Source organism: Streptomyces echinatus (assembly GCF_014203595.1).
Taxonomy (GTDB): domain Bacteria; phylum Actinomycetota; class Actinomycetes; order Streptomycetales; family Streptomycetaceae; genus Streptomyces; species Streptomyces echinatus.
This window is the reverse complement of record NZ_JACHJK010000004.1, coordinates 388,007-400,612: the sequence shown is the minus strand read 5'-3', so window position 1 is coordinate 400,612 and position 12,606 is coordinate 388,007. Positions and strand designations below refer to the sequence as shown.

Annotated in this window: 17 protein-coding genes; 11 read left to right on the top strand and 6 right to left on the bottom strand. The window is 72.1% G+C overall.

Annotation, left to right across the window (positions count from 1 at the left end; genetic code table 11):
* The first annotated feature begins 93 nt into the window (after window positions 1-93).
* Both FHS34_RS14375 and FHS34_RS14370 read left to right on the top strand, forming a co-directional pair.
* Complete coding sequence (locus FHS34_RS14375; RefSeq protein ID WP_184965315.1) at window positions 94-1,272, top strand: cytochrome P450; 1,179 nt, start codon at window positions 94-96, stop codon at window positions 1,270-1,272.
* 4 nt (window positions 1,273-1,276) lie between these two features.
* Window positions 1,277-1,519, top strand: coding sequence for a ferredoxin (locus tag FHS34_RS14370; RefSeq protein ID WP_308288309.1), 243 nt, complete (start codon window positions 1,277-1,279; stop codon window positions 1,517-1,519).
* Window positions 1,520-1,571: 52 nt separating this feature from the next.
* On the opposite strand, the gene FHS34_RS14365 is transcribed toward FHS34_RS14370, so the two are convergent.
* The 6 genes from FHS34_RS14365 to FHS34_RS14345 all read right to left on the bottom strand — a co-directional run bounded on the left by FHS34_RS14365 (window position 1,572) and on the right by FHS34_RS14345 (window position 5,852).
* A complete protein-coding gene (locus tag FHS34_RS14365) occupies window positions 1,572-1,922 on the bottom strand; it encodes a hypothetical protein (protein WP_225817583.1) in 351 nt (116 codons plus the stop codon).
* A gap of 80 nt (window positions 1,923-2,002) precedes the next feature.
* Window positions 2,003-2,644, bottom strand: a complete 642-nt coding sequence (locus tag FHS34_RS14360; RefSeq protein ID WP_184965002.1) for an RNA polymerase sigma factor — start codon at window positions 2,642-2,644, stop codon at window positions 2,003-2,005.
* A 165-nt stretch (window positions 2,645-2,809) separates the two neighbouring features.
* On the bottom strand, window positions 2,810-3,196 hold the full coding sequence (locus FHS34_RS14355; RefSeq protein WP_184965000.1) for a hypothetical protein: 387 nt from the start codon (window positions 3,194-3,196) through the stop codon (window positions 2,810-2,812).
* 142 nt (window positions 3,197-3,338) lie between these two features.
* The gene (locus FHS34_RS14350; RefSeq protein ID WP_184964998.1) at window positions 3,339-3,908 is read right to left on the bottom strand and encodes a hypothetical protein; all 570 of its coding nucleotides are present in this window, start codon (window positions 3,906-3,908) and stop codon (window positions 3,339-3,341) included.
* A gap of 92 nt (window positions 3,909-4,000) precedes the next feature.
* Window positions 4,001-4,126: a hypothetical protein gene (locus FHS34_RS43440; RefSeq protein ID WP_263978425.1), complete on the bottom strand. Its 126-nt coding sequence runs from the start codon at window positions 4,124-4,126 to the stop codon at window positions 4,001-4,003.
* 64 nt (window positions 4,127-4,190) lie between these two features.
* Window positions 4,191-5,852 (bottom strand): beta-N-acetylhexosaminidase, encoded by a 1,662-nt coding sequence (locus FHS34_RS14345; RefSeq protein ID WP_184964996.1) that lies wholly within the window; start codon window positions 5,850-5,852, stop codon window positions 4,191-4,193.
* A gap of 158 nt (window positions 5,853-6,010) precedes the next feature.
* Here FHS34_RS14345 and FHS34_RS14340 point away from each other — a divergent pair, with 158 nt between their 5' ends.
* From FHS34_RS14340 to FHS34_RS14300, 9 genes are all read left to right on the top strand, one after another.
* Complete coding sequence (locus FHS34_RS14340; protein WP_184964994.1) at window positions 6,011-6,559, top strand: 2-oxo-4-hydroxy-4-carboxy-5-ureidoimidazoline decarboxylase; 549 nt, start codon at window positions 6,011-6,013, stop codon at window positions 6,557-6,559.
* Between the two features lie 190 nt (window positions 6,560-6,749).
* A complete protein-coding gene (gene sdhC / locus FHS34_RS14335; protein WP_184964992.1) occupies window positions 6,750-7,130 on the top strand; it encodes a succinate dehydrogenase, cytochrome b556 subunit in 381 nt (126 codons plus the stop codon).
* Window positions 7,131-7,135: 5 nt separating this feature from the next.
* Complete coding sequence (locus tag FHS34_RS14330) at window positions 7,136-7,618, top strand: succinate dehydrogenase hydrophobic membrane anchor subunit (protein ID WP_184964991.1); 483 nt, start codon at window positions 7,136-7,138, stop codon at window positions 7,616-7,618.
* Window positions 7,619-7,637: 19 nt separating this feature from the next.
* Entirely contained in the window at window positions 7,638-9,392 is a 1,755-nt protein-coding gene (sdhA, locus tag FHS34_RS14325) for a succinate dehydrogenase flavoprotein subunit (protein ID WP_184964989.1), read from the top strand.
* Complete coding sequence (locus FHS34_RS14320; RefSeq protein ID WP_184964987.1) at window positions 9,392-10,171, top strand: succinate dehydrogenase iron-sulfur subunit; 780 nt, start codon at window positions 9,392-9,394, stop codon at window positions 10,169-10,171. The genes sdhA and FHS34_RS14320 overlap by 1 nt, the downstream gene beginning before the upstream one ends.
* Window positions 10,172-10,348: 177 nt before the next feature.
* Window positions 10,349-10,759, top strand: coding sequence for a VOC family protein (locus tag FHS34_RS14315; RefSeq protein ID WP_184964985.1), 411 nt, complete (start codon window positions 10,349-10,351; stop codon window positions 10,757-10,759).
* 95 nt (window positions 10,760-10,854) lie between these two features.
* Window positions 10,855-11,262 (top strand): hypothetical protein, encoded by a 408-nt coding sequence (locus tag FHS34_RS14310; protein ID WP_184964983.1) that lies wholly within the window; start codon window positions 10,855-10,857, stop codon window positions 11,260-11,262.
* A 5-nt stretch (window positions 11,263-11,267) separates the two neighbouring features.
* Window positions 11,268-11,777 carry a thiol-disulfide oxidoreductase DCC family protein gene (locus FHS34_RS14305; protein ID WP_184964981.1) on the top strand — a complete coding sequence of 170 codons (510 nt, stop codon included), beginning with the start codon at window positions 11,268-11,270 and terminating at the stop codon, window positions 11,775-11,777.
* An 11-nt stretch (window positions 11,778-11,788) separates the two neighbouring features.
* On the top strand, window positions 11,789-12,529 hold the full coding sequence (locus FHS34_RS14300) for a TetR/AcrR family transcriptional regulator (RefSeq protein WP_184964979.1): 741 nt from the start codon (window positions 11,789-11,791) through the stop codon (window positions 12,527-12,529).
* The last annotated feature ends 77 nt before the right edge of the window (window positions 12,530-12,606 follow it).

The following is a 12,606-nucleotide window of genomic DNA, read 5'->3' as shown; positions in this document are numbered from 1 at the left end:
GGTTCTCACCCGGCGGTGTCCCCCGCACCCTCCGCACCGCCGCACCCTCCGCCGCCCACGTCCCCCGCCCCCGACGCGGAGCAGCGTTTCGAGCTGGTGACGCGGCCGGACGAGCGCCGCACGGGCCGCCCCTTCGACCCGCCCGCCGAACTGACACGGTTACGCGAGGAGCAGCCGCTGCGCCGGCTGACCTTCCCCGACGGACACGTCGGCTGGCTGGCCACCGGGTATTCCGTGTGCCGGGCGATCCTGGCCGACGCACGGCTGAGCTCCCGCAAGGAGCTCATGCACAACCCGTCCATGGACCTGGGCGGCATGGAGATCCCCCCGGCGGCACCCGGCGAGTTCATCAACATGGACGAGCCCCGGCACGGCCGTTACCGGAAGCTGCTGGCGGGCAAGTTCACCGTCCGGCGGATGCAACAGCTCACCGAGCGGGTCGAGCGGATCACCGCCGAGCATCTGGACGCCATGGAGAAGGCCGGCCCTCCGGTGGATCTGGTGACCGCGTTCGCCCAGCCCATCCCCGCGATCATGATCTGCGAGCTGCTGGGGGTGCCGTACCAGGACCGGAACTCCTTCCAGGAGCAGGCCGCGGCGGTCTTCAGCGGGGACATGGACGACAAGCTGGCCGCGTTCACCACGATCCAGGCGTACCTGGCACAGCTGGTGGCCGCCAAGCGCGCCTCCCCCACCGACGACATACTCAGCGACCTCACCGACAGCGACCTCACCGACGAGGAACTGCTGGGTGTCGGCTTTCTCCTGCTGGCGGCCGGGATCGACACCACCGCCAACATGCTCGGGCTCGGCACCTTCGCGCTGTTGAGCAATCCCGACGAGGCCGCCGCACTGCGCGACGATCCGAGTCTCGCCGGTCAGGCCGTCGAGGAGCTGCTGCGCTATCTCACCATCGCCGAACTGGGGCTGCGGGCCGCGCTGGAGGACGTCGAGATCGGCGGCCGGCTGATCAAGGCCGGAGAGACGGTCGTCGTCTCTCTCCCGGCCGCCAACCGCGACCCGGCGAAGTACCCGGAGCCCGACCGCCTCGACCTGCGCCGCAAGGCCGCCGGGCATCTGGCCTTCGGCCACGGCGCCCACCAGTGCCTGGCCCAGCAGCTGGCCCGCGTCGAGATGGGCGTCGCCTTCCCGGCCCTGCTCACCCGCTTCCCGACGCTGCGGCCGGCCGTCCCCCCGGAGGAGGTACCGCTGCGGGTCAGCACGAACGTCTACGGCGTGCAGAGTCTCCCCGTCACGTGGGACGAGGCGTAGCCCGGTGGCCGTCCCCCTGACCGTCACCGTCGACCGTGACCGATGTGTCGGCGCCGGGATGTGCGCACTGACCGCCCCCGCGGTGTTCGACCAGGGCGACGAGGACGGCCGGGTGGTCCTCCTCGACACGGAGCCGGCACCCGCCCACCACGCCGCGGCTCACCGGGCCGCCGAGCTCTGCCCCATGGCGGCCATCACCACCGTCGGCCCCCCGGCGCACCGGCGGGGGGAGCAGACTCCTGCCTGACCGCGCCCGGAGCGCGGCTCCGCCGGCGTGTCCGGCTCGACGGCCGTCCCGCTCAGGCGCGCGGGAGCGGTGGCGGACCCGACGGCTCCCCGTGAGCGGTCGTCACCTGCCACCGTCCAGGCCGGTCCGGTCCGGCCGTCCGGACCGGCCGGCCGGGCCGCCAGTCGTCCCGGGCACGGGTCCGCGCGTCGTGCGCGCCCGCGTCGCGGGCCTCCCGGAAGGCGGCCACGGCGCTGCGCTCGGCCTCGGGGTCGACGCCCGCGGCGCACAGTGCGGCGCCGAACCGTGTCTCCAGCCCGGAGACCTCGCGGAAGGCGTCGGCCGGTCCGGGCGCGGCGGCGGTACCGCCGGGGTGCGCGGGCCGGCGGCCGGGTGGCCCGTCGCCGCTGTGCCGTTCACCCATGTCCGTTCCCGTCCTCGTCGCCCCGCACCCCGCGGCCGGGGCGCCGTCCGCCCTTGTGTACGTCCCACGCCCGGTGCCGTTCATCCCGGCCCGCCCGGCGTCGGGGGCCCGCCGTCCGTCACACCCCCGGCACGGTCGTCCGCGGCGCCGGGGGCGCCCAGTTGGCGGGCCAGGCGGCGCAGCCCCCGGTACGCGGCCGTGCGGACGGCGCCGGGACGCTTGCCGAGGACGCGGGCGGCGGCCGGGCCGTCGAGGCCGACGACCACCCGCAGCAGCACCGCCTCGGCCTGGTCCCGGGGCAGGGCGCGCACCAGCCGCAGCGCGCGTTCCGTGGACAGCGACTCCAGGGCCTGGTCGTGGGTGCTGTGCCGGCCGGGCAGCTCCAGGGCGTCCTGTTCGAGCTGTGCCGCCCGCGGCCGTACCCGCTGGCGGCGCAGGTGGTCCAGCGCGCGGTGCCGGGCGATGGTCGCGGTCCAGCCGCGGAAGCCGGCGCCGTCGCCCCGGAACCGGCCGAGGTCCCGGGCGATCTCCAGCCAGGCGTCGGAGGCGACGTCCTCCGCGTCCTCGCCGACCAGGCCCCGCACATAGCCCAGCAGGCCGGGCTGCACGATCCGGTAGGCCACCGCGAAGGCGGTCTCGTCACCCTCCTGGGCCCGCGCGACGGCCGCGCCCAGCTCCTCGTCCCGCGGCTGCGGGCGGCGGGGTTCCCCTCCCTGGCCCAAGACCGTCCTCGTTCGTGCCGAGTTCCTGGCCACTGCGTGGCGTCTCCCTGACGCTGCGGCACGCTCCGGCCGTGTCCGTCGCCCTCCAGGATCATCAGCGTCGGCCCCGACGGAAGTGTCACAGCCGTCACCGGGTCCGGCCGCAGGCGGTCCCGCCGGGGCCGGTCAGCCGGAGGCGGTCGCGTCGCGGCACAGCAGCCGGAGCGAGCCGTGGCCGCCGTAGCAGCGGCGGGCCTCCTCGATCGGGTCCCACAGCCGGCCGTCGGGGGTGCGCACCCAGTGCTCGCCGCCGGTCGCCCACCACTCGGCGCCGGTCTGCCGGACGATCACCTCGCCGGCGTAGGCGCCGAAGCCGCGCAGCGCGCTCTCGACGGCCGCGTACGGCGGCCCCTCGCGGCGTATCTCCTCGATCATCCGGTCCACCCGCCACAGGCTCTGCGCCGAGTAGTCGAGCCGCACCCGCGCGCCCTCGCGCATCGCCGCCACCGCGTCCCCCGCCCACCGCGCGGGTTTCGCCGCGGCGTGCGGCCTGGTGTCCTGCCGGTCTGTCACATGAGCTGTCACATGGGCTGTCACATAGGGAAGAGCGAGCCGGGGCGAGATTCCGTCACCGGGTTTCGAAACGTTTCTCCGACGTTTGGCCAACCGCCGCAGGACCGCCCCACGTCCACCGCAGGAAGGTCACAGGTTCCCCTCACGCCCCGGGTTCCGCGGCGCTGCGCGCCCGCCGCGAGACCACCGCGCGCAGCACCCTGCGGCCCTCGACCGACACCTCCAGCGCGCCGCGCAGCCCCTGCGCGCCATGACCCGCGAGGAGTTCCAGGACCGCGGCCTGGCGGCGCAGCTCGGCGGCGACCAGCGGCGGCAGGTCCGACGGGTCCCCCGTCCGGCCGGCGTCCGTGCCGTCCGGGGCCGGGCCGCCGTCGGCGGCCGGGTCGAGCAGCCGGTGGATGGACAGCGAGTCGACCGAGCAGGCGTCCGCCCAGGGCCGTACCGCGTCGGCGGTGCGCTCGGCCGGGGCCGACTCCAGCATGCGGCGGGCGAGCCGCGCGGCCTCGTCACCGGCGGCGCCCGCGGAGCCGAGCGCGTCGCGGGCCCGCGTCAGGTTCCCCGCCCAGTCGGAGCCGTCGGCGAGGCTCGCCCACAGGGGGCGCAGAAGGTCGTCGTCGCCGCCCAGCAGCGGCAGACACCGATCCAAACAAGCCAACCCGCTGGCGGCCAGTCCGCGTTCGTCGGCCTGCGCGATCAGGTCCACCAGGCTCATGAATGCCTCCCTCGCCAGGGCGCCGACCGGTACGGAGCCCGCACTTCCCCTTACTGCGTGCGACGGCGCGGGAGTGTCACAGTCACAGGTTTTCAGCCATGGAGCGGCGCGGGCGGTTCGCCCGACAGGACCGTGCGTTCCCGCATCCGGGTCAGCCGGACGACCACCACGACGGCGAGGACGGCCGCCCCGATGCCGACCGCGCCGGAGACCGGCATCGCCTTCCCAGCCTGTTCTCGGCCCAGCCGGTTCAGCCCGGACGGTTCTCGGCCCAGCCCGTTCTCAGCCCAGTCGGTCCGCCAGCTTTCTGAAGTCGGCCCAGGACAGCGCGGGCGTGCCCGGGTCCCACAGCTTCTGCGCGGTGGCCCGCAGCGGCATCCGTACGCCCGCGGCCACCTGGTCCTGGGTCTGCGCGTCGGGGAAGTCGCCCCACACCGCGAACGTCCCGCCGAGGATCTGCCCGTCGTAGCGCGCCGGTACGGCGCTCGTGCCGCGCACCACGCGCGGGTTCCACTGCTCGTAGATGCGCTGCCCGGTGGGGTAGACGAAGGTCTGCGGCTGCCCGAGGACGTAGTAGAGGAACTCGTCGTTGTAGTTGATGACCTTCCGCCCCGCGTCCAGGTACCCCGCCGGCTGCCGGGCGCCGATCTCCTTCCCGGTCCAGTAGGCGACCTGGAGGTCCTTGGCGGGCCGTACGGAGGTGTCCCGGAAGAAGCCGTCGTTCCACGCCCGCATCGTCCGGTGGTGGGCGCGGACGGTGGCGGCGCGGTCGTTGAGCCAGCCGGTGGCCAGGTCGGCGACGGTGGCACCGGATCCGTACTTCTGCCGGGCGGCCGCCGCCAGCTGCGGGTAGGAGGCCCCCGGCGACTGCACCGTCAGCGCCTGGTACTCGTCACCGCCGAGGTGCCACTGCCCGCCGGTGAACAGCCCGGCGTACTCGTTCAGCAGATCGTCGACGATCTTCGCGGAGGCGGGCTTGGAGATGTCGATCGCGCCCCTGGTCGCCACCCCGTTCACCTTGCGCAGCTGCAGGTCCGGATGGGCGGCGAGGACTGCGCCCAGGTGTCCCGGCGAGTCGATCTCGGGGACGACGGTGATGTGCCGGCTGTCCGCCAGGTCCACGATCCTCTTGACCTGTGCCTTGGTCAGGTGGACCGGCGAGACGATCTCGGGGTGGGTGCTGGACTGGATCCGGAACGCCTGGTCGTCGGAGAAGTGCAGGCCCAGCTCGTTGAACTTCAGGTCGCCCAGCTCGCGTATCCGGTCCTCGATCCAGGCCTCGCTGTACGGCTTGCGCGCGATGTCCAGCATGAACCCGCGCACCGGCTTGGCCGGCTCGTCCCGTACGACGCCCTCCGGGGCGGTGCCCCCGCCGTGGACCTCCTGCTTGAGGGTGCGGGTGCCGTAGAAGACGCCCGCCTCGCCGGGCCCGCTGATGTCGACCCGCCCGTCCCGGACGGTCATCGTGTACGACTCCCGGTTCCCGCCCCCGCCACCGAGCGCGAGCCGCACGTCGCCGGCGCGCGTGTCGCCCTTCTCCCCCGCGTACGTCAGCCCCAGCTCCCCCGCTATCAGCCGGCCCTCGTCGGCCAGCGCCGGGTCGCTCACCACCACCCGTTCGCCGCCGCGCGGCTGCCAGCCGGGGCCGCGCGCCGGGGTGTGGGAGCGCACCGCGGGGATCGTGCGCGGCGTCCGGGACAGCGGGTACGACCGGCCGGGGCTCGCCGACGGGGTGCCCGGCCGCGCGGGATCGGCGCCGGTGCCGGAGATCCGGCCGGACGACGAGTGCCGCGCACCCCCCTCCGGCGTCCCGCCGCCCCCGTCCGACGAGGCCCACACGCCTACGCCCGTGCCGAGCGCCACCGTCCCGGCGAACGCGGCGGCCACCACCGCCCGCTTCCGTATCACCTGCCGCGTCGAGCCACGGCGCCTGTGCTGGGTCACCGTGCCAACGTACGACCGATCCGGGACCCGATGGTCACCGGAGCAACCCGAAACTCTCCCGTCCGGGTGAAATTCAGGTATCCCTCGGACACAGCTTGAACACTCTCGATAACCTGACGACACACATTTCACAGCATCCATCCCCTGCCACACCACATGTGACGCGAGGACCCACGCTGCCCGCCCACCACCTGCCGTATCTCCCCCGGCCCCTCGACGCCTTCAACACGGCCCCCGCGGACGAGACGCGCGCCCTTCTCCTGCACTGCCTGCACAGCCTGCGCTGGTCCGACCGGATCGCCGCGCACCGCCCTTACCCCGATCCGGCGGCCCTGCTGGCGGCGGCGGACGAGGCGGCGTACGACCTCTCGCCGGCCGATCTGGCGGACGCCCTGGCGGGCGAGTCGCTGCCCGAGCTCCCCGAGGACACATACTCGGCGGCCCATATGGCCCTGAGCGCGGCACACGCCGCCTACGAGGCCAGATTCGGACACGCGTTCGTCATCTATCTGGGTGATGTCCCCGCGGACGAGGTCATCGACCGCATCCTCGAAGCGATCCGGTCACGATTGACGAACGATCCGGAGGAGGAGCGGGTGACGGCGGCGGACGAGCTGCGCCGCCTGGCCCGGGGGCGGCTCCTGGCCCTGCTGAGAGGCGCGAGGGCCGGTGCCACCGGCCACATCGCGCCCGCACCCGGCAGATGAGCGACACCCCACCCCGGCAGCGGCACCGGCTAGCCCAACCGCGTGCCAGTTTGATCACACAGGTAGGCCCCCTGTAAGGCACGGCGCGGCGCCTCGCTACGATGCTGAGGGCCGGTGGACCGTACCCGGCCGGGCCCGACCGACACCCAAGCCGGCGCGGCCCTAGTCCCCGCTCCCGGAGGGTTCTTCCGTGCCGGCTGGAACGCTGTACCGCGGCCGGGAAGGAATGTGGTCCTGGGTGGCTCACCGAGTCACCGGCGTCCTCATCTTCTTCTTCCTGTTCGTTCACGTGCTGGACACCGCTCTCGTGCGTGTCTCACCCGAGGACTACGACAAGGTCGTAGCCACGTACAAGACGCCGATCGTCGCGCTGCTGGAGTACGGCCTCGTCGCCGCCATCCTCTTCCACGCGCTCAACGGCCTGCGCGTCATCGCCGTCGACTTCTGGTCGAAGGGCCCGCGCTACCAGAAGCAGATGTTCTGGGTCGTCGGCGTCGTCTGGGTCGTGCTGATGCTCGGCTCCGTCTACTCGGTGCTGGGCCACGCCTTCCGTGTCCTCGTTGGGAGCTGACGCCGATGTCCACCACTGAATCCCCCGCGTCCGGAGTCGGCCCCGTCGAGGGCGCCCCCGTCTACACCGTCGACAACCCGGCCCCGGTGATCGAGGCCCCGCGCAAGCGCACCAAGAAGACCCCGAAGTCGACCCGGGGCAACTTCGAGATGGCGGCCTGGCTCTTCATGCGCCTGTCCGGCATCGTGCTGGTCGTCCTCGTCCTCGGCCACCTGCTGATCCAGCTCTTCCTGGACGGCGGCGTCTCCAAGATCGGCTTCGCCTTCGTGGCCGGCCGCTGGGCGTCCCCGTTCTGGCAGGTCTGGGACCTGGTGATGCTGTGGCTGGCGATGCTGCACGGGTCCAACGGCCTGCGCACGATCATCAACGACTACGCGGAGCGCCCGGCCAGCCGCATGTGGCTGAAGGCGCTGCTCTACACCGCCACGGTGTTCACCATCCTGCTGGGCACGCTGGTGATCTTCACCTTCGACCCGAACATCCGCTAGGCACGGGGCTGCGAGAAACATGAAGATCCACAAGTACGACACCGTCATCGTCGGCGCCGGCGGCGCGGGCATGCGCGCCGCCATCGAGGCGACGAAGCGCAGCCGCACCGCGGTCCTGACGAAGCTCTACCCCACCCGCTCCCACACGGGCGCCGCGCAGGGCGGCATGGCCGCCGCGCTGGCCAACGTGGAGGAGGACAACTGGGAGTGGCACACCTTCGACACGGTCAAGGGCGGTGACTACCTGGTCGACCAGGACGCCGCCGAGATCCTGGCGAAGGAGGCCATCGACGCCGTCCTCGACCTGGAGAAGATGGGCCTGCCGTTCAACCGGACCCCGAACGGCACCATCGACCAGCGCCGCTTCGGCGGTCACTCGCGCAACCACGGCGAGGCGCCGGTCCGCCGGTCCTGCTACGCCGCGGACCGCACCGGCCACATGATCCTCCAGACGCTGTACCAGAACTGCGTCAAGGAGGGCGTGGAGTTCTTCAACGAGTTCTACGTCCTGGACCAGCTGATCACCGAGGTCGACGGCGTCAAGAAGTCGGCCGGTGTCGTGGCGTACGAGCTGGCCACCGGCGAGATCCACGTCTTCCAGGCGAAGTCCGTGATCTACGCCTCCGGCGGCACCGGCAAGTTCTTCAAGGTGACCTCCAACGCGCACACCCTCACCGGTGACGGCCAGGCCGCCGTCTACCGCCGGGGCCTGCCGCTGGAGGACATGGAGTTCTTCCAGTTCCACCCGACCGGCATCTGGCGCATGGGCATCCTGCTCACCGAGGGCGCCCGCGGTGAGGGCGGCATCCTGCGCAACAAGGACGGCGAGCGCTTCATGGAGAAGTACGCTCCCGTCATGAAGGACCTGGCGTCCCGTGACGTCGTGTCCCGCTCCATCTACACCGAGATCCGCGAGGGCCGCGGCTGCGGTCCCGAGGGCGACCACGTCTACCTGGACCTCACCCACCTGCCGCCGGAGCAGCTGGACGCCAAGCTCCCGGACATCACCGAGTTCGCGCGGACCTACCTCGGCATCGAGCCCTACACGGACCCGATCCCGATCCAGCCGACCGCGCACTACGCGATGGGCGGCATCCCGACGAACGTCGAGGGTGAGGTCCTGGCGGACAACACCACCGTCGTCCCGGGTCTGTACGCGGCCGGCGAGGTCGCCTGTGTCTCCGTGCACGGCGCCAACCGCCTCGGCACCAACTCGCTGCTGGACATCAACGTCTTCGGCCGCCGCGCTGGCATCGCCGCCGCCGAGTACGCCCACACGGCGGACTTCGTCGAGCTGCCGGAGAACCCGGAGTCCCTGGTCGTCGAGCAGATCGAGCGGCTGCGCAGCTCCACCGGCAGCGAGCGGGTGGCGACCCTGCGCCGCGAGCTGCAGGAGACCATGGACGCCAACGTCATGGTGTTCCGCACCGAGCAGACGATCAAGACGGCGGTCGAGAAGATCGCCGAGCTGCGTGAGCGCTACCGGAACGTGGCGATCCAGGACAAGGGCAAGCGGTTCAACACCGACCTGCTGGAGGCCATCGAGCTGGGCAACCTGCTGGACCTGGCCGAGGTCATGGCCGTCTCGGCGCTGGCCCGCAAGGAGTCCCGCGGCGGTCACTACCGCGAGGACTACCCGAACCGCGACGACGTCAACTTCATGCGCCACACCATGGCGTACCGCGAGGTCGGCGCCGACGGCTCGGAAACCGTCCGTCTCGACTACAAGCCGGTCGTCCAGACCCGCTACCAGCCGATGGAGCGTAAGTACTGATGGCTACCCCTGTTCTGGACAAGGCGGACGCGGCCGGCCAGCCCGAGCCCGGCTTCGCCGACTCCCCCTACATCACGGTCACCTTCCGGATCCGCCGGTTCAACCCGGAGGTCTCGGCGGAGGCCGCCTGGGAAGACTTCCAGCTGGAGATCGACCCCAAGGAGCGGGTCCTCGACGGCCTCCACAAGATCAAGTGGGACCTCGACGGCACCCTCACCTTCCGCCGCTCGTGCGCGCACGGCATCTGCGGCTCGGACGCGATGCGGATCAACGGCAAGAACCGTCTTGCCTGCAAGACCCTGATCAAGGACATCAACCCCGAGAAGCCGATCACGGTCGAGCCCATCAAGGGCCTGACGGTCCTGAAGGACCTGGTCGTGGACATGGAGCCGTTCTTCCAGGCGTACCGGGACGTCATGCCGTTCCTGGTCACCAAGGAGACGAACGAGCCGACGCGGGAGCGTCTGCAGTCCGCCGAGGACCGCGAGCGCTTCGACGACACCACCAAGTGCATCCTGTGCGCCGCGTGCACGTCGTCCTGCCCGGTGTTCTGGAACGACGGCCAGTACTTCGGTCCGGCCGCGATCGTGAACGCCCACCGCTTCATCTTCGACAGCCGTGACGAGGCGGGCGAGCAGCGCCTGGAGATCCTCAACGACCGCGACGGCGTGTGGCGCTGCCGCACGACCTTCAACTGCACGGACGCCTGCCCGCGCGGTATCGAGGTCACGAAGGCGATCCAGGAGGTCAAGCGCGCGCTGATCACGCGTCGCTACTGATCGCCGCGGTCCCGCGGCCGTCCGGCCCCGTCTTTCGGTCTCGTACCGGGGCGGGGCCTTCGCCGTACCACCGTCCGGCCCGCGGCTCCGCCGCCCCCTCGTCCACGAAAGCCCCTCCGGCGGTCCGCTCCGGTGGGGCTCCTCGCATCCGGGCACAAGGACTCCTAATCTGACGACATGTCAGACGAAGAGTCGTACGAACTGCTCGGCTTCGACAACGTGCTGCTCCCCGTCGGCGACCTCGGCGAGGCGGTCGCCTTCTACGAGCGGGCCGGGTTCGCCGTGGGGTTCCGGTTCGACGAGGCCGGGATCGCCCTGCTGAAGGTCGGCGCGGAGACGCCCGGCATCCTGCTGCGCGCCGAGGAGGAGCTGGGCCGCCGGACGCCGCCGTGGCCCTCGCCGCGGGTCTGGCTGGAGGTGCCGGACGCGCGGACGGCGGCGCGGGAGCTGGCCGCCGCCGGGGTCACCCCGCTGGACGAGGTGTTCCAGGTGGCCACCGGCTGGGCCGTGGAGATCACCGACCCCTGGGGCAACGTCCTCGGCTTCACGGACTACACCAAGCGCCCGGAGCTGGGCCGCAGGAGCTGAGCCCGGCCCCGTCACCCCTACGGTTGAACGCGTTCAAAAACAGGTCTACAGTCATCCCTGTCAGCGTTTTGAACGCGTTCAAGAAGGGGTGGGGCATGGACCGCACCGTCGTCGCCTATGTCATATACCTGGCCGTCAGCATCGCGCTGACCGTCTGGGTGGCCCGCACGCTCAGCCGCAACGGCCGGATCTTCCTGGCCGACGTCCTGCACGGCAACGAGAAGCTCGCGGACGCCGTCAACCACCTGCTGGTCGTCGGCTTCTACCTCGTCAACCTCGGCTTCGTCGCCCTGTACCTGAGCGACGACGAGACGATCGAGGACACCCGCGGCGTCTTCGAGGCCCTCTCGACCAAGCTGGGCGTGGTCCTGCTGGTGCTCGGCGCGATGCACCTGGCCAACGTGTACGTCCTCAGCCGGATCCGGCGCCGCGGGATCATGGAGCGGGAGCAGGTGCCCCCGGTCGGCCCGCAGGAGTGGATCGCGCCGACGGCCGGGGCGTGACCGGCATGACCGCCGCGACCGCCGCGGAGGGCCGGAGCGCCGAGGGCGCCCCGGTCCGCCGGCTGACCGTCCTGTACGACGCCGAGTGCGCCCTGTGCACGCATCTGCGGGACTGGCTGGCGCGCCAGTCCCAGCTGGTGCCGCTGGAGCTGCTGCCCGCCGGATCGGCCGCGGCCCGCGCCCGCTTCCCGCGGCTCGGCCACGCCGACACCCTCGACGAGGTCACCGTCATCGGCGACGCGGGGCAGGTCTACCGCGGCTCGCGCGCCTGGATCGTCGTCCTGTGGGCCCTGCGCGAGCACCGCCCGCTCGCCCACCGGCTCGCGGCCCCGGCCGGTGCGAAGCTGGCCCGCGGGGCCCTGCTCGCCGCGGCGAAGTGGCGAAAGACGCAGCGCCGGGACGCGGGACGGGGAGGACAGGCGTACCGGCGGGCCGACGGCTGGACGTACCGCCCGGCGACGGGCTGGAGCTACGAGCCGCCGTCCTGCGCCGGAGCCGCCCCCGTCACTCGTTAGGCTTCTCCACCGTGCCCGCGAAGAACGACGGCCCCGAGGCGGCCGGCCCCCAGAGCAGCAAGTCCGAGCAGACCCGCGCGCTGATCCTGGAGACCGCGATGCGGTTGTTCCAGGAACGCGGGTACGACAAGACGACGATGCGGGCCATCGCCAAGGAGGCCGGGGTCTCCGTGGGCAACGCCTACTACTACTTCGAGGGCAAGGAGCACCTGATCCAGGGCTTCTACGACCGGATCGCCGCCGAGCACCAGGCGGCGGTCCGGGAGGTCCTGGCCCGGGAGACCGACCTGGAGGCCCGGCTCGCGGGCGTGCTGACCGCCTGGCTGGACATCGCCCGGCCGTACCACGAGTTCGCGGTCCAGTTCTTCAAGAACGCCGCCGACCCGGACAGCCCGCTCAGCCCCTTCTCGCCGGAGAGCGAACACGCCCGCGAACAGGCCATCAGCGTGCACCGGGAGGTGCTGGCCGGCTCCCGCTCCAAGGTGGCGCCCGAACTGCGGGAGGTCCTGCCGGAGCTGATGTGGCTCTCCCAGATGGGCCTGGTCCTGTACTGGATCTTCGACCGCACGGAGGGGCGGGAGCGCAGCTACCGCCTGGCCCGGCGCGGTGCCCGGCTCACCGCCCGCGGCGTGTCCCTGGCCCGGTTCCGGGTGCTGCGGCCGCTGGTCCTGGAGGTCCACGAGCTGTTCACGGACTTCCTGCCGGGGATGACGAAGGCGCTGCCGGACCCGGGCCGCAGGCGGGACGAGTGAGCACCGGCGCGAGCACCGGCGCCTTCGCGCACCGAGTGCGCCGGGAGCGCGTACACGGATCACCGTGTCCACGCTCC